General features: G+C 62.9%; 16 protein-coding genes. 6 read left to right on the forward strand and 10 right to left on the reverse strand.

The genetic code is table 11. The features are described 5' to 3' along the window. Positions 1-56: 56 nt before the first annotated feature. From BLU32_RS11030 to BLU32_RS11040, 3 genes are read right to left on the reverse strand one after another with little or no spacing between them, the layout of a single operon-like run. Positions 57-1232 (reverse strand): isovaleryl-CoA dehydrogenase, encoded by a 1176-nt coding sequence (locus BLU32_RS11030; RefSeq protein WP_093806964.1) that lies wholly within the window; start codon positions 1230-1232, stop codon positions 57-59. 41 nt (positions 1233-1273) lie between these two features. Then, a complete protein-coding gene (locus BLU32_RS11035; protein ID WP_093806966.1) occupies positions 1274-1720 on the reverse strand; it encodes a PaaI family thioesterase in 447 nt (148 codons plus the stop codon). Then, on the reverse strand, positions 1720-2136 hold the full coding sequence (locus BLU32_RS11040) for a MerR family DNA-binding transcriptional regulator (protein ID WP_093806968.1): 417 nt from the start codon (positions 2134-2136) through the stop codon (positions 1720-1722). Before BLU32_RS11040 ends, BLU32_RS11035 begins: the two co-directional genes overlap by 1 nt. A 379-nt stretch (positions 2137-2515) precedes the next feature. Between BLU32_RS11040 and BLU32_RS11045 the strand changes: the two genes are divergently transcribed. The 5 genes from BLU32_RS11045 to BLU32_RS11065 all read left to right on the forward strand — a co-directional run bounded on the left by BLU32_RS11045 (position 2516) and on the right by BLU32_RS11065 (position 7205). Continuing rightward, positions 2516-2866 (forward strand): hypothetical protein, encoded by a 351-nt coding sequence (locus BLU32_RS11045; RefSeq protein WP_093806970.1) that lies wholly within the window; start codon positions 2516-2518, stop codon positions 2864-2866. A 255-nt stretch (positions 2867-3121) separates the two neighbouring features. After that, positions 3122-4546 carry a circularly permuted type 2 ATP-grasp protein gene (locus tag BLU32_RS11050; RefSeq protein WP_197673593.1) on the forward strand — a complete coding sequence of 475 codons (1425 nt, stop codon included), beginning with the start codon at positions 3122-3124 and terminating at the stop codon, positions 4544-4546. 6 nt (positions 4547-4552) lie between these two features. After that, a complete protein-coding gene (locus BLU32_RS11055) occupies positions 4553-5500 on the forward strand; it encodes an alpha-E domain-containing protein (protein ID WP_093806972.1) in 948 nt (315 codons plus the stop codon). 49 nt (positions 5501-5549) lie between these two features. After that, positions 5550-6365, forward strand: a complete 816-nt coding sequence (locus BLU32_RS11060) for a transglutaminase family protein (RefSeq protein WP_093806974.1) — start codon at positions 5550-5552, stop codon at positions 6363-6365. Between the two features lie 108 nt (positions 6366-6473). Next, positions 6474-7205: a proteasome-type protease gene (locus BLU32_RS11065; protein WP_093806976.1), complete on the forward strand. Its 732-nt coding sequence runs from the start codon at positions 6474-6476 to the stop codon at positions 7203-7205. Positions 7206-7329: 124 nt separating this feature from the next. On the opposite strand, the gene BLU32_RS11070 is transcribed toward BLU32_RS11065, so the two are convergent. The 6 genes from BLU32_RS11070 to mgtE form a co-directional block, all read right to left on the reverse strand. Next, positions 7330-8115, reverse strand: coding sequence for an ATP12 family chaperone protein (locus BLU32_RS11070; RefSeq protein WP_093806977.1), 786 nt, complete (start codon positions 8113-8115; stop codon positions 7330-7332). Next, a complete protein-coding gene (locus BLU32_RS11075; protein ID WP_093806979.1) occupies positions 8115-8810 on the reverse strand; it encodes an HAD-IA family hydrolase in 696 nt (231 codons plus the stop codon). The genes BLU32_RS11070 and BLU32_RS11075 overlap by 1 nt, the downstream gene beginning before the upstream one ends. Before the next feature lie 3 nt (positions 8811-8813). After that, positions 8814-9824, reverse strand: coding sequence for an RluA family pseudouridine synthase (locus BLU32_RS11080; protein WP_093806981.1), 1011 nt, complete (start codon positions 9822-9824; stop codon positions 8814-8816). A gap of 111 nt (positions 9825-9935) precedes the next feature. Further along, a complete protein-coding gene (gene crcB, locus BLU32_RS11085; protein ID WP_093806983.1) occupies positions 9936-10325 on the reverse strand; it encodes a fluoride efflux transporter CrcB in 390 nt (129 codons plus the stop codon). A 10-nt stretch (positions 10326-10335) separates the two neighbouring features. Further along, on the reverse strand, positions 10336-10764 hold the full coding sequence (locus tag BLU32_RS11090; protein ID WP_093810896.1) for a VOC family protein: 429 nt from the start codon (positions 10762-10764) through the stop codon (positions 10336-10338). A 37-nt stretch (positions 10765-10801) separates the two neighbouring features. Beyond that, positions 10802-12181, reverse strand: a complete 1380-nt coding sequence (gene mgtE, locus BLU32_RS11095; protein WP_093806985.1) for a magnesium transporter — start codon at positions 12179-12181, stop codon at positions 10802-10804. A 965-nt stretch (positions 12182-13146) separates the two neighbouring features. On the opposite strand from mgtE, the gene BLU32_RS11100 reads away from it, so the two are divergent. Beyond that, a complete protein-coding gene (locus BLU32_RS11100; RefSeq protein WP_093806987.1) occupies positions 13147-14052 on the forward strand; it encodes a hypothetical protein in 906 nt (301 codons plus the stop codon). Positions 14053-14133: 81 nt separating this feature from the next. Here BLU32_RS11100 and BLU32_RS22455 read toward each other — a convergent pair whose 3' ends face one another. Continuing rightward, complete coding sequence (locus tag BLU32_RS22455) at positions 14134-14265, reverse strand: hypothetical protein (protein ID WP_256371418.1); 132 nt, start codon at positions 14263-14265, stop codon at positions 14134-14136. Positions 14266-14778: the final 513 nt, after the last annotated feature.

Below are 14778 nucleotides of genomic sequence, written 5' to 3' on the forward strand. Positions count from 1 at the left end.
TGGATGTTATTTGTTAAATTTGCACTACAGATATCTGATTTCCCCACAAATGTCCTCTACGATGTCTTGTTGAAGATCTCGCGACCGATCAGCATGCGGCGGATTTCCGAGGTTCCGGCTCCGATCTCATAGAGCTTGGCGTCGCGCAGCAGCCGTCCTGTCGGATACTCGTTGATGTACCCGTTGCCGCCGAGCAGCTGGATCGCGTCGAGCGCCATTTTCGTCGCGGTTTCGGCCGCATAGAGGATCGCGCCGGCGGCATCCTCGCGCGTCGTCTCGCCGCGGTCGCAGGCCTGCGCAACAGCGTAGACATAGGCCTTTGAGGAATTCATCGCGACATACATGTCGGCAACCTTGCCCTGCACGAGCTGGAACGTGCCGATCGGCTGGTCGAACTGCTCGCGCTCATGAATGTAGGGGATCACCACATCCATGGCTGCCTGCATGATGCCGACGGCGCCGGCAGCGAGCACCGCGCGCTCATAGTCGAGGCCGGACATCAGCACGTTGACGCCCTTGCCGACCTGGGCGAGCACATTTTCTTCCGGCACTTCACAATCCTGAAACACCAGCTCGCCGGTTTCCGACCCGCGCATGCCGAGCTTGTCGAGCTTTTGCGCAACGGAAAATCCGGGAAACCCTTTTTCGATCAGGAACGCCGTGATGCCCTTCGGCCCCGCGTCCGGATCGGTCTTGGCGTAAACGATCAGCGTGTCGGCGTCGGGACCGTTGGTGATCCACATCTTCGAGCCATTGAGAATGTAGCGATCGCCCTTCTTGTCGGCGCGCAGCTTCATCGAGACGACGTCGGAGCCCGCGCCCGGCTCGGACATGGCAAGCGCGCCGAGGTGTTCTCCGGTGATCAGCTTTTCCAGATAGCGGGACTTCTGCGCATCCGTGCCCCAGCGCCGAAGCTGATTGACGCACAGGTTGGAATGCGCGCCATAGGAGAGCCCGATGGAGGCGGATGCCCGCGACACCTCTTCCATGGCGATGCAATGCTCCAGATAACCGAGCCCGGTGCCGCCCCAGTCCTCTTCCACCGTGATGCCATGCAGGCCGAGCTCCCCCATCGCCGTCCACAGTTCGGCGCGCGGAAACCAGTCCTCGCGGTCGATGCGCTCGGCCAGCGGCGCGATCTTGTCCTGCGAGAACGAACGTACGCTGTCGCGCAGCATGTCGGCGGTCTCGCCGAGGTTGAAGTTAAAGGCTGGAAAGTCGTTGCGGATCATCTATTTGCTCCGGGTATGACGGGAAACGGGGTGAGCGGGCGTCAGTCCTCGATGCCCGGCATTGCGATCATGGTGAAAAGCCCGGTTGCGATATGCACCTCGCCGAAATCGCCGACCCCATAGACATCGGCGCTCGCGACGGTCAGCGTGCGACCGGGCTTGATGACACGGCCGACGGCTCTCATCCGCTCGCCGCGCCCGGGATTGAGCAGGTTCATCTTGAACTCGGTGGTCAGGACGCCGTGGCCGGCGCCAAACAGGGACAAGGCCGCATAGCCGGCCGCGCTGTCGGCCAGCGTGCTCGTCACGCCGGCATGAAAAAACCCGTGCTGCTGGGTCAGCCCGGGATGGAACGCCGCGCCAAGCTCGACCCGCCCCGGCGCCAGCGCGACGATCTCGGCCCCCAGCGTGGCCATGAACGCCTGACGGGCGAAGCTGGTGCGGACGCGCGTTTCCCAGTCCGTGTCGCGCGGCGCCATACCCGTCATTACGATGTGTCCCCGGCGGCGGAAAACAGGTCGCCTGCCGGCCCCATCTCGGCCAGTCGCCGGCGACACCCGGCTTCCACCTCTTCCAGTTCCGAAAGCGTCAGATCGATGTCCTGGCGCTTGGCGAGAAGTTCGGCGCGCCGGCTTTCGATGCGGCGCATCAACAGCTGCAGCTGCCCTGCCTCGCCGGGCGCCTTGGCATACATGGTTATGATGTCTCGGATTTCGGCCAGCGAGAAGCCCAGCCGCTTGCCGCGCAGGATCAGCTTCAGCCGTGTCCGGTCGCCCGGCCGGTACAAACGCTGGCGTCCGCGGCGCTGCGGCGCCAAAAAACCCTCCGCCTCGTAAAAGCGGAGCGTGCGCGTCGTGACGCCGAATTCCTGGGTGAGCTGGGTGATGGTATAATACGGCTGCATGACCCCTCCAAAACCATGCTCTCTTACCTTTACGTTTTAGTCAATATGGATTTTTTTCCATAATTAATTCAGAAATATAAAGAGTAAGATCCGCCGGGTCAGCCGCCTGAACCGCTCTGCCGGGCGGGACGGACATCGCCTTGCGCGCCTTTTCCGCATCGGCGCCTCCGTGCCTCCAATCCTTCGCCGGATCGCAATCGAACGACCGACAGCGGTTTTTCTTGGCGCCACGCCCGACACCGGCCAAACTGAGCTGTCACGGCTGGCGGCGCACGGGACCTCGCGCGCTTCCCCCACGCCGGGAGGTGCCGGAACCGACAGGACATCGCTCGCTGGGCAACACGCCAGCGACACCCGAAACCGACAAGGAGGCCCGCACATGCCGACGGCAGGCAAAAGCACCACAACGCCCCACTCTTCGACAGCAAAGATCACCGGCCTGGCCGCCCTCGCCGCCATCCTGCTTGCTCTTGCTCCATCCGCGGCCGAGGCGGCCCGGCCCGACCTCAGGCGCATGACCTGCGCACAGGCGCAAACGATGGTCGCCCAGCGTGGCGCGGTCGTTATGACCACCGGCCAATACACCTACGAGCGCTTCGTCAACGGCCCGCGCTGGTGCGACCGCTGGGAGGTGGTGCGCCCGGAGGTCGCCCGCACCCGGGACGCGCAGAGCTGCGTTGTCGGCTACATTTGCGAGACGCCGCTGTTTCGTCCGTTCGAATGGGACTGACGGGTGGATCACAGAACCGGTGTATTCCAGCCTGTTTCGGCCGGGCTCCTTTCCCGGTTCTAGGCATCCCGTTTGACGGAATTCCCCCAGCCGCTAAGGTGAACTTCGCGCTGCGGCAACTGCAGCCCGTGCCGACATGCTGAAAAACTGTCCATCGACTGGCGCTTTTTCGGACTTGAGACGCACCGTTCCGGCTTGCGAAATTGAGAGCATGCTGGAGCCGGGAGACCGGACAAGGTCGCGCAGAGGGGGAGAATGACGGAAAAAGAGCCATTCAACGAAATGCTTGGGCCCGATGGTCAGCCCCGCATGCCCTACAAGGCGCTGGCGGAGTGGTTCTCAGGCATGTCGCCGGCCGAGATGCGAAGAAAATCGCGTGAGGCCGAAACCATCTTCCGCCGGCTGGGCATCACCTTCGCGGTCTACGGCACCTCGGAGGCAACAGAACGTCTGATCCCCTTCGATATCGTGCCACGCGTCCTGGCAGCGGCGGAATGGCGGCGGATTTCCGCCGGGATCGACCAGCGGGTCCGCGCCTTGAACGCCTTCCTGAACGACATCTACCACCGTCAGGAAATCATTCGCGCCGGACGCATCCCCGCCGATCTGGTGATCCAGAACGAGGCCTTCCTGCCGGAAATGATCGGCTTTACCCCGCCCCGCAAGGTCTATGCGCACATCATCGGCACCGACCTCGTGCGCGTCGGCGAGGACGATTTCTACGTGCTTGAAGACAATACGCGCACCCCGTCCGGCGTGTCCTACATGCTGGAAAACCGCGAAACCATGATGCGGATGTTCCCCGAACTGTTTCAGCAGAACCGGGTCGCGCCGATCGAGCATTATCCCGATCTCTTGCGGGAAACGCTGGAAAGCGTCGCCCCGGCGAATTGCGACATCGAGGAGCCGACGGTCTGCATTCTCACGCCCGGGATCTACAATTCCGCCTATTTCGAACACGCCTTTCTCGCCGACAGCATGGGTGTCGAACTGTGTGAGGCCCGGGACCTTTTCGTCGAGGACGGCATGGTCTACATGCGCACGACCCGCGCGCCGGAACGGGTTCACGTGATCTACCGGCGCATCGACGATGCATTTCTCGACCCCCTCACCTTCCGGCCCGACAGCATGCTCGGCGTGCCGGGCCTGTTCGATGCCTACCGGGCCGGGAACGTGACGATCTGCAATGCGCCGGGAACCGGCATTGCCGACGACAAGGCCGTCTACGCCTATCTGCCGGAGATCATCGAGTTCTACACCGGTCAAAAGCCGATCCTGCAAAATGTGCCGACCTGGAACTGTGCCAAGGCCGACGATCTCGCCTATGTGCTCGATCATCTGCCGGAGATTGTCGTCAAGGAGGTTCACGGTTCCGGTGGCTACGGAATGCTGATCGGGCCGACCGCGTCCAAGCGCGAGCTGGCGGAGTTCAAGCGCCGGCTCAAGGCCAATCCGTCGAACTACATCGCCCAGCCGACCTTGTCGCTCTCCGCATGCCCGACGCATGTCGCCTCGGGCCTTGCGCCGCGGCATGTCGACCTCCGACCCTATGTTCTGGTCGGCGACAAGGTGCGCATCACGCCTGGCGGGCTGACCCGCGTCGCCCTCAAGAAGGGCTCGCTCGTGGTCAATTCGAGCCAGGGCGGCGGCACCAAGGACACCTGGGTACTGGAGGACTGATACAACATGCTCGGCCGTACCGCCGCTTCGCTTTACTGGACCTCGCGCTACAACGAGCGCACGGAGAACATGGCCCGTCTGCTGGAAGTCGGCTATCGCCTGGCCATGACGCCGCGCCTGGGCCAGGACCTTTCCGACGACTGGCGATCGACACTGGTGAGCGCGGGCTGCGACAGCGCTTTCTTCGACAGATACGACGAGCCGACCAAGCGGGCCGTGGTTCAGCACATGCTGTTCGACCGCGACAACCCCTCGTCGGTCCGCTCCTGCATCGAGGCGGCGCGCAACAATGCGCGCTCCGTCAGAACCGCCATCACCGGAGAGATGTGGGAAAGTCTCAACACCACCTATCTGGAGTTCATGGACGTCCGCCCGCAGCACATGACCGACAACAAGCTGCCGGACCTCCTCGCCTGGATCAAACAGCGCTCCATGCTGTTTCGCGGCGCCATGCTTGGAACCCTGATGCGCGATGCGGGCTATCATTTCAGCCAGTTCGGCGCCTTCATCGAACGCACCGACAACACGGCGCGAATTCTCGACGTGAAATACTGGATCCTCCTGCCGGACAACGAAACGATCGGTGGCAATCTGGACCGATACCAGTGGACAACGATCCTGCGCTCCGTTTCCGCGCACCGAAGCTATCGGCACGCCTATCGCGATGCGCAGGTGCGTCCGTTCAACGTTGCGGAATTCCTGATCCTGCGAAAGGAAATGCCGCGGTCGATTTCTTACTGCTATGACTGGATCTCCGAAAGCGCCGCCGCGCTTGCGGTTCGCTATCAGGACAGCCCCGTGAGCTGCGACATGGCGCAAGGCACGCTGTCGCTTCTCGAGGAAACCTCGATGGACCGGATTTTCCAGGGCGGTCTACATGAGTTCCTGGCGGATCTCATCGCCCGCAACAACGCGCTTGGCGCCCAGCTCGCTGCGGACTACCACTTCTCGTGACGCGGACAGGGCGCATGTCCGATACGCGACCAACGGAGGCCGACGGCCCATGCGCCTCGTCGTGAAACATCTCACCCACTATGTCTACGAGCAGCCGATTGCTCACATGATCCAGCAATTGCGTCTGACCCCCCACACCCAGGAGGGACAGAAAATCCTGTCCTGGTCGGTCACCGTCCCCGACCTCGAACGGGGCGCGCATTACACCGACGGCTTCGGCAACCGGGTCGATCTGGTCAGCCATCGCGACCCGGTGACCAAACTCGACGTTCTGGTCGAGGGCGTGGTGGAAACGAAGGACACGTCGGGGATCGTCGGCACCTTTCCTTATACCGCGCCCGATACGGTATTCCGGCGTTTTACCCATCTCACCCAGATGAGCCCGGCAATCCGGCGTCTTGGCGCCATTGCCGAGAATGCCGACGACATTTCCGGCTTCCACGAGCTCATGCATGCCATCCGCGACAAGGTCGGTTACCAGACAGGCGTGACGGAGGTTCACACGACGGCGGCAGACGCGCTTTCGTCGGGCCTTGGGGTCTGCCAGGATCATGCACATATTTTCATCAGCGCCGCGCGCAGCATCGGCGTGCCGGCCCGTTATGTCTCGGGCTACATGCTGATGGAGGACGAGCAGGATTCCGAGGCGCATCATGCCTGGGCCGAGGTCAAGCTTCCCTCGCTCGGCTGGGTCGGCTTCGATGTCTCCAACGGCATGTGCCCGACGGAGCGCTACATTCGCCTGACCTGCGGGCTGGATTCCCGCTCGGCCGCGCCCATTCGCGGCGTTCGCCGGGGGAGCGGCGGCGAAACCATGTCGGTTGAGGTGGCGGTTCTGCAGGAATCAGCGCAATCTCAACAATAAGGCGTCTGTCCGCCTAACGGTTTCCCCCGAACTCCTCCAGAGTGTCATTTCAGGGAATCGGACTTCGCGGAAAGAGGCCGGCTCTTCCCGCAATGCGAACGGTGCAACATGACCTACTGCGTAGGCCTCAAGCTCGAACGCGGCCTTGTGATGGCCGCCGATACGCGCACGAATGCGGGTCTCGACAATGTCGCGACCTTCAAGAAGCTCCACGTCTGGGAGAAGCCCGGCGACAGGGTTGTTTGCCTGCTGGCGGCCGGCAATCTCGCGATCACCCAGTCCGTGGTGAGCATTCTTTCGGAGCGGCTGGAAAGCGACGATCCCACCCGCCCCACCATGTTCTCGGTCGAAACGATGTTTCAGGCGGCACGGCTCGTGGGCAGCGTTGTACGCGATGTGCGCGCGATCGATGGCGACGCCCTTGCCGCCAATTCCGAGAGCTTCAGCGTGACGTTTCTGCTCGGCGGCCAGATCAAGGGAGAGGCCCCGCGGCTGTTCCAGATCTACTCCGCCGGCAACTTCATCGAGGCGTCCGACGACACGCCCTTCCTGCAGATTGGCGAGCACAAGTACGGCAAGCCGATCCTCGACCGGGTGACGCGACGCGACATGCGGTTGGGCCAGGCGGCGAAACTGGTGCTCCTGTCGTTCAACTCGACGCTCAGGTCCAACCTCTCCGTCGGCATGCCGATCGACATGCTGCTCTACAACACCGACAGCTTTTCTGCACATCGCCAGACGCGGATCGAGGAGACCGACCGATATTTCGCGGACATGTCGGACATGTGGTCGGAAAAACTGCGCGACGCGGTTGCGGAAATCCCGGACTTCGAGGTCTGATCCGGCCGCAGCGCGACTTGCGAAGCCTGCAAGCGCATGGCCCGCGGGCGTTTCCGTCCACGGTCAGCGCGAAGACCGCCAGAGGCGCCGGCACCATGCGCCCGAAACAGACGTCAAAGGCGCATCAGGAGGCGCGTGTCGCCGCCAGCACCAGCGCGGCCGCGTCGAAGTCGCGCCGGCGCAGCGCCCGCGTGCGCTGTGCCTCCTCGTCGGCGCCCCATTGCTCGATGTTCCAGTCTTCGTCCAGATGCGCCGCCGACCAGAGCACTTCGGCCTCGAATGCCTCATGCGCAAGCGCCAGCGCCAGCAGCGCGGAGCCGGTCAGCGTGGTGGCGACATGCAGCGCGGCAAGCCACAGTGGCGACGCCGGTTCCAGCCGTTCGCGAATGCGCGCGATCAGCTCGTCGTCCTGGTGCACCGGCATGATGCCCTGCGCAAGAATAAAGCGTCCCGCATAGCGCGCTTCCGCCCAGGCAAGCACCCGGCCCCATTGCTCGTTCTGGCGCTGCACCAGCGTGTCCGGCATTTCCGCGCGGTAGAACAACAGATCGTTGCCGGCATACCCGGCGATGTCGTCGGCCACCTCCGCCATGCGTTTCGACACGGCATCGAGCGCGACATTGGCAATCCGCGTCAACGGCATGCGCAGCGGGTCGATCTCTTTTTCCTGCGCGTCCCACTCGTCCGCGACCCGGCGCGCGAGGCCTTCGTCCGGCAGAACCAGCCGGCTGCGCTGCGCGGTCTTGACCGGACGCCCGTCGAGCATCACGGAAAACCCGTCGGCCCCGGCATCCACCGACACAACGGTGTAGAAGCGCTTCGGCAGCTGCTTGCGCGACAGTGTTTTCGCGCGCTCGACGGGATCGATCGCCCCGCCCCCCGCTTCCAGCTCTTCCAAAAGATCACGCATCAGGCAATGTCCCTTTCTGCCGTAAACAGCCGAAGATCGAGCGTCTCGGCCAGCGCGTCCTCCAGTTCGCCGAAGGCATCGATAATGCGCCCGGCGCCACTGGCCACCAGCATCTCGCGCGGATGATAGCCCCAGGTCACCCCGACCGATGCCACGCCCGCGGCACGCGCCATGTCAATGTCAAACGTCGTGTCGCCGATCATCACGGTCTTGTCGGCTTGCGCGCCGGTTTCGGCCATGGCCTGCTGGATCATCGCCGGATGGGGCTTGGAGGGCGCGCTGTCGGCGGTCTGGATGGTGGCGAACATCCGCTCCAGACCGTGTATTTCCTGCATGTGGCGCACGCCGCGCAGGGCCTTGCCGGTCGCGATGCCGAGCAGGACGTCGTCGCGCGCATGCAGCGTATCCAGCATGACCCGAGCGCCCGGATAGAGCGGATCGTGGTCGAGCCCGGCCAGCCGGCGCGCCACCTTGGCCTGGCGGTAGGCGTCCGCCATCGCCGGCACGAGATGCGCATGCTCGGGCGCAACGAGGCGCCTGAAGGCGACATCGAGGGAAAGCCCGACGATCGACAGCCCCGTCTTTCGGTCGGGCGGAGTCAGCCCCACCGTTTCGAAGCCCACCCTCAGCCCGTGCAGGATCGTGTCCTGACTGTCGACCAGCGTCCCGTCGCAATCGAAAATGACAAGATACAGGGCTCAGTCCTCCGGATCGTTGGTTTCGGGATCATACTGGGCGGCATCGAAGCCGAGCAGGTTCCAGCTTTGCTGCATATGGGCCGGCAGCGGTGCCGAAACGTCGATGGATCCGCGTCCGGAGGGATGCGGAATGACGATGCGCCGCGCATGCAGATGCAGCTTGTTCTGCAGGCCGCCCGGGAACTCGAAGTTCTCGATGTTGAAATACTTCGGATCGCCGATGATCGGATGGCCGATATGGGCGGCATGCGCGCGCAGCTGATGGGTGCGACCGGTGATCGGGCGCAAGCTCACCCAGGACACCTTCGGCCCGGCGTTTTCGACCACCGAATAAAGCGACACGGAATGCTGCGCATCCGTCTCGCCATGGCGCGCGATGCGCATGCGCTCCTCGTCCTCGTCACGGGCGAGATAGGTTGAGATCCGCCCCTGACGCGGTTTCGGCACACCGGCAACCAGCGCCCAGTAGATCTTGCGGGTCTGGCGAGCGCGAAACGACTTCGACAGCGACTGCGCCGCCTTGCGCGTCTTGGCAAGCAGCAGGATGCCCGAGGTTTCGCGGTCCAGCCGATGCACCAGGCGCGGCTTCTCGCCCTTGGCGTCGCGGAAGGCCTCGAGCATGCCGTCGAGATGCCGGGTCAGACCGGAGCCGCCCTGAACGGCCAGCCCCGCCGGCTTGTTGAGCACCATGACCTCGCGGTCCTCATAGACCGTCATCGCCTCGACCGCCTCGCGATCTCCGGCAACGAGCTTGCGCGCCTTCGGCTTGGCGTTGGCGCTGTCCTTTGCCTGCACCTTGGCATCGACCTGCATCGGCGGGATGCGCACGACCTGGCCGCCGGCGATGCGCGTGGAGGCCTCGACGCGCTTGCCGTCGACCCGCACCTGCCCGGTTCTCAGGAGCTTTTGCAGATGCCCGAAGCCGAGCCCCGGAAAATGCGTCTTGAACCACCGGTCGAGACGCATACCGGCCTCATCCGTGGTGACGGTTCTTTGTTCAATACCGGACATTGGCTTTCCTGATTGCTTCCGCCAGCATACGCGGCGATGCGCGGAAGCCGTGGGGATTTTGCCCTACCTAATCCCCCCTGCGCGGCAGGGCAAGCATTCCCGCACGCCCGCTCAGCCGGCAAGGGCGCGCATGCCCCACAGGCCGGCGAGAAGAGCGACGAGCGAGGCTGCAACCGAAACGGCCGCATAGCCGAGCGCGGCCATCGGCTGGCCCCGCTCCCACAGAAAAACGACATCAAGGGAAAAGGCGGAAAATGTCGTGAAACCGCCCAGAACGCCCGTGGCGAGGAAAAGCCGAAGCCCGGCTCCCGTGCCCCCCGGGCTGGTGCGTGCCGCGAGCCAGCCGATCAGGAGGCCCATGGCCAGCGAGCCGAGGATATTGACCGTCAGCGTGCCGACAGGAAAACCGGGACCGACCCAGCGCAGCGCCGCCTGGTTCACCAGATGGCGGCTCCCCGCGCCCAGCGCGCCGCCAAGCGCAACAAGAAGAAAATGCGTCATTGCTGTCCCGTCATTGCCTGTAATTCGGCCAAAGCGCAGGTGCTGCGAACTCCACGACGTTGCCGTCCGGATCGTTCACATAGAGCGACAGTCCACCCGCCGGCCACGTCACCTCGCTGACGATCGGAACGCCGGCTTGCGCGAAATGCGCCCGCCATTGATCGACATCCGCCTTGTCGATCTTGAAGGCGAAATGGCTGGGTCCTTCGCTGTGGTGGCCGGGAATGACACCGCCGTCCGTCGGCACGTCCTCCCTGGTCGCCCCGCGCAGGAAGACCAGCAGGGCTTCGCCGGGCGCAGCGTCATAGACGCTCAGCCGATCCCCGCCGACCATGCGCTCAAGCCCCAGAATGCCGCCGTAAAACGCATGAGCGCGATCGATGTCCGCCACATAGACGGATGTTTCCAAAATGCCCCGCACCCGGGGAGAACTTGCCATCATGACACTCCCTTTAGTTTGCGCATGGTTGCTTCCCTCAGATCGGCAGGCCGAACCAGAGCGCCGCGATCCACAGGAAGGCGAAGAAGCCGACGATATCGGTCACGGTGGTGACGAAAACGCTGGAGGCAATCGCGGGATCGACACCGATCTTCTCCAGGACCACCGGAATGAGCAGGCCCGACAGGCCGGCCGACACCATGTTGATGACGATGGCCGCGCCGATCACAGTGCCAAGTCCCGAATTGCCGAACCAAAGCGTGGCGGCAATGCCGATCAGAACCGCAAGCGCGATGCCGTTGAGCAGGCTGACCAGCACCTCCCTGCGCAACACCCGCCACATGTTGCGGGCATCGAGTTCCTGGGTCGCAAGCGCGCGCACCGCGACCGTCATCGTCTGTGTGCCGGCATTGCCGCCCATGGAGGCGACGATCGGCATCAGCACCGCGAGCGCCACCATCGCCTCGATGGTGCCCTCGAACAGCGAAATGACGACCGAAGCGAGCACCGCGGTCGCAAGATTGACCACCAGCCAGGTGAAACGGGATTTGGCGGTGACAAGCACCGCGTCGGAAATCTCCTCGTCACCCAGGCCGGCAAGGCCGCGCAGATCCTCTTCCGCCTCCTCCTGAATGACGTCGACGATATCGTCGATCATGACCATGCCGACCAGCCGTCCGGCATCGTCGACCACACCGGCGGAGACGAGGTTGTAACGCTCGAAGGACCGGGCGACCTCTTCCCGGTCTTCCTTTGCCTCGAAGGGGTGGACGTCCTCCTCCATGATCGCGGAGACCTTTGTCGCCCGCTTGGTACGCAGCAACTTGTCGAGCGGCAGCGCGCCGATCAGACGAAAGCCCGGATCGACGACGAAGATCTCGTGAAACGTGTCCGGCAGGTCTTCCGCCTCGCGCATGTAGTCGATGGTCTGCCCGACGCTCCAGAACGGCGGCACCGCAATGAAGTCCGTCTGCATGAGACGGCCGGCGGATTCTTCCGGATAGTCGAGAGAGCGCTGAAGCTGGACGCGATCGGTGTGCGACAGCCGCTGCAGGATCGCTGCCTGCTCTTCCTCGCTCAGGTCCTCCAGAATGTAGACGGCATCGTCGGAATCGAGCTCGCCGATTCCTTCCGCCAGCGTCTTCGCCGGCAGCTCTTCCAGGATCTTGAGGCGGACCGCCTCGTCGAGTTCCGTCAGGGTGGCGAAATCGAACTCGTCACCGAGCAGCCGGACGAAGGGGCCCCGGCTGTCGCCATCCATCGATTCGATCAGGTCGGCGACATCCGCCTCGTGCAGGTCGCCCACCAGCCCGATGAGCGCGGCCGCATCCTCCGCCTCGATGGCCGCTTCGATCAGCGCGAGAAATTCTGCGGAAATGCGCCCCTCGTCGTCGCGCACGGCCGGAAGCTCCAGCATGGGATCGGATGGTTCGACTGTTTCGGCGTCCGACACGATCCCCTCCCTGGTTTGTCTGCTGCAGCCGTGCAGGGCCACACCCGGCGCGCCCTGCTCTCACGTCCGGGCAAGCCTACGCGAGAGCGTATTGCAGTGCGCAAGAATTGCGACCCGCACCTGACACAGTCTTAGGGCAAAGACCTTGCGGCACCAACGCCCGCCACGCGGATTTCTGTGGGGCCAGCGCGAAAAACGGCTGGTGTGAAGGCGATGACCGCGAAACGCACGGGGCCGGCGCCGCGCAAGCCGCCCCGTCCTCATCATCGGGAAAACACAGGGCGTCGACGCCCGACGCAGCGAAACCGACCCGATGACGACAGATACGCACTTAGTGCATTTTTACAAACCCTGAAAGCGCTCATGCCCGGAATCGCCGCGGGACGGCACAACACGCTGAACCAAACATCGCGCCGGGCATGGACAGCCGGTCCGCCCCACCTCGATGGCGAGCGCGACGGCATACCCTGGAGCGGGCGTTTCAACAGCCTCCGGGCCTGCTCCGTTGGCGTTCAGGTCACGAACTAGTGGTTCGATTCCGGCATTTGCCTCCCCGTGCAGCACCGTCGCAGCAAATGTCGGAAGCAAGAAAACCACTAGATAAATATATGATTGTAGCGGAGCTTTTGAATTTGACATTTGATCAGGAGCCTCGCCGCAAACGGGACTCAAATGTCAAATTCGCTCCACTAGCAGATGCGGCAGGTTCGGCATGCAGCAACGATTCAGCCAGCCTTAAGGAATGCGGGCCAATCATCCCGGCAGGCAACCACGATTTCCGGCCCGGGCAAGCATCGCGGGCCCGGCTCACGATGACAGAGCAACGCGCATCATGCAGACATTCAGGACCCGCGCCAGTGAGTTCTTCACGCGAATTCGCGCCAAATGGATCGTAAGCCATCCCCGCCCTTTGGAAGAGAGAGAATAACATGATCATTGGCATCAACCTCTACGACATGGCCAAGATCATTGCCGGTCTGGTCGTTCTCGGCATCGTTCTGGCCATTTTCAGCGCCCCGGTTCAGGCCATCATCTATGTGATCGATAGCTTTGGCCATCTGGCGGATAACGGCATGGGCTGGCTGCAATATCCGGCCTGGCTGCTGCTCGCGGTGGCAATCGTTTTCCTTGTGCGTCGCAAATGGCTCGCAGGCGGCGCGACCGTGGCGACACTCATCGCGCTCAGCGCCTGGGTCGGCTTCACCAGCGCCGACATGCGCGGCGACACGGTGGCCTTTGGCTCCGAACGCAATGTGCAATGGGCCGCAGCCCTTGCCGGTGAGCCGCGCTCCGTTTCGATGGCCTGGATCGAGCCGGAAGAGATCCAGACCCTGCGACGCGACACCGACGTGAGTTGCTGCACAAGCGAGTTCGTGCTCAAGGAGGAAGGCTCCTATCCCAAAGACACCGGTACTGCCATGCGGGTGGGCAAATACAACCTGAGCCGGACGGGCACCCTGGCAACGTCCAGCTTCCTCACCGACTATATCGAGGTCGTCAATGACGGCGCCGGCGACTGGCTTGCCTTCGCCAATCGGTGTATCGCCGCGTACCGACGGGACATGGAGGCCTACGCCCGAGAAAATGGCAAGGCGGCTGTCGACCGCCTGTCGCGAGAAAACGCCAGGAAGTTTCCCCGCCCGGACCATTGCAATACCGTGGAAGGCGTCGAGGAGGCCTACAGTCTGGATCTCGCCGCGCGGATGGTGGAGGTCATCGAGGCGGATGGCGGCAACGCCGCATCCCTTTTGAAGACGAGCGGTCTTGACGCCGCATGCGCCGCCCATGACCGCTGTGCCGCCTTCGAACAGAATTTCGCACTGGATGTGAAATAGCCGGGGCCACAGGCAGCGGCGGTCGGATCAATTCCGAGAACCGCGCACGAACACGAACGGACCCCGCACGTCAGATGTCGCCTAATACACGAACCAGAAGGTCACGACGAGCAGAATGGCGGCGCCAAGGCCGAGCGATATGCCGAGAACGCGCGCGTTCGCCGTGCTGGTGTTTCCCTGCCGGGCGTCGGTTTTCTTTTTCTCGATGCTCATCGCACGCTCCTTTCGGTTCGATAGCGCTCCGGCCTGTTGAGGCCCCTCATGTGGCATGAGCGGACAACGGGCACGAAGAAAAATTCAGTTACTGACTAAACGCTGTTACGCAAAAAAGTTCCAAAAGGATTTCTTGAATTCAAAAAATGAACCTGTGTGACGTATTAATTTACAAGCCGAGAGATTTTTTAAAAATATTACATTGGGGCCAATCTTCAGCGGTCATCCGAATTCAAGAACCCTTCAAAGCCGATATAAAAATCCAGAGCAACCTTTACAACACCAGTCGGGAACAAATCTTTTTGTTCTGCCATCAACACAATACTGAAGACATACGACCGCCCATCAAACGGCTGCGCCTGGTTTCCATGCGGAGATGTGACCGCATGAATCCGAGTGCCACGTCAGCCTCATTCACGGATCCAGGCCCAAACGCCAATATGTCGGATAGTTATCCTTCAAGCTGCCGAACCACGTCTTTTTGGCCGGCGGGCATCCGCCGGGGTGGTCGGG

Source organism: Stappia sp. ES.058 (assembly GCF_900105595.1).
Classification (GTDB): Bacteria; Pseudomonadota; Alphaproteobacteria; order Rhizobiales; family Stappiaceae; genus Stappia.

Bases quoted from the DNA above. Each gene is read 5' to 3' on its own strand.
- BLU32_RS11045 (WP_093806970.1), top strand. From the start codon at position 2,516: ATGCCGACGGCAGGCAAAAGCACCACAACGCCCCACTCTTCGACAGCA.
- BLU32_RS11050 (WP_197673593.1), top strand. From the start codon at position 3,122: ATGACGGAAAAAGAGCCATTCAACGAAATGCTTGGGCCCGATGGTCAG.
- BLU32_RS11035 (WP_093806966.1), bottom strand. From the start codon at position 1,720: ATGACGGGTATGGCGCCGCGCGACACGGACTGGGAAACGCGCGTCCGC.
- BLU32_RS11055 (WP_093806972.1), top strand. From the start codon at position 4,553: ATGCTCGGCCGTACCGCCGCTTCGCTTTACTGGACCTCGCGCTACAAC.
- BLU32_RS11100 (WP_093806987.1), top strand. From the start codon at position 13,147: ATGATCATTGGCATCAACCTCTACGACATGGCCAAGATCATTGCCGGT.
- BLU32_RS11060 (WP_093806974.1), top strand. From the start codon at position 5,550: ATGCGCCTCGTCGTGAAACATCTCACCCACTATGTCTACGAGCAGCCG.
- BLU32_RS11090 (WP_093810896.1), bottom strand. From the start codon at position 10,764: ATGGCAAGTTCTCCCCGGGTGCGGGGCATTTTGGAAACATCCGTCTAT.
- mgtE (WP_093806985.1), bottom strand. From the start codon at position 12,181: ATGCTGGAGCTTCCGGCCGTGCGCGACGACGAGGGGCGCATTTCCGCA.
- BLU32_RS11070 (WP_093806977.1), bottom strand. From the start codon at position 8,115: ATGCGTGATCTTTTGGAAGAGCTGGAAGCGGGGGGCGGGGCGATCGAT.
- BLU32_RS11080 (WP_093806981.1), bottom strand. From the start codon at position 9,824: ATGTCCGGTATTGAACAAAGAACCGTCACCACGGATGAGGCCGGTATG.
- BLU32_RS22455 (WP_256371418.1), bottom strand. From the start codon at position 14,265: ATGAGCATCGAGAAAAAGAAAACCGACGCCCGGCAGGGAAACACCAGC.
- crcB (WP_093806983.1), bottom strand. From the start codon at position 10,325: ATGACGCATTTTCTTCTTGTTGCGCTTGGCGGCGCGCTGGGCGCGGGG.
- BLU32_RS11040 (WP_093806968.1), bottom strand. From the start codon at position 2,136: ATGCAGCCGTATTATACCATCACCCAGCTCACCCAGGAATTCGGCGTC.
- BLU32_RS11065 (WP_093806976.1), top strand. From the start codon at position 6,474: ATGACCTACTGCGTAGGCCTCAAGCTCGAACGCGGCCTTGTGATGGCC.
- BLU32_RS11030 (WP_093806964.1), bottom strand. From the start codon at position 1,232: ATGATCCGCAACGACTTTCCAGCCTTTAACTTCAACCTCGGCGAGACC.